Annotated in this window: 1 protein-coding gene; it reads right to left on the reverse strand. The window is 65.2% G+C overall.

The window, feature by feature from the left end; all coding sequences use genetic code 11:
* Positions 1-270, reverse strand: a 270-nt coding sequence (locus RVY79_RS19780; protein WP_317466271.1) for a hypothetical protein, incomplete at both ends; no start/stop codon positions are given.

Consider the following 270-nt stretch of genomic DNA (forward strand, 5'->3'; position numbering starts at 1 on the left):
TTGAACACCTGGATGCGGTCCTGGCTGCGGTCGCAGACATAGACCAGCCCGTCGTCGGCGATCTTGATGCAGTGCACGGGATTGCCGAACTGATGCTGCGGCGCCGCGGCCGGATCGTAGGGCGGCTGCTTGTCGTCGTCCGGCCGTTTGCCGTAACCGCCCCAATGCCGCTTGTAGGCCAGCGTGGTGGCGTCGAACACGATGACGCGGCGGTTGCCGTAGCCATCGGCGACGTAGATCTCGTTCGCGTCCTTGTCGATCGCGATCCCG

The sequence above is a fragment of the Chromohalobacter sp. HP20-39 genome, from assembly GCF_033052815.1.
Taxonomy (GTDB): Bacteria; Pseudomonadota; Gammaproteobacteria; order Pseudomonadales; family Halomonadaceae; genus Chromohalobacter.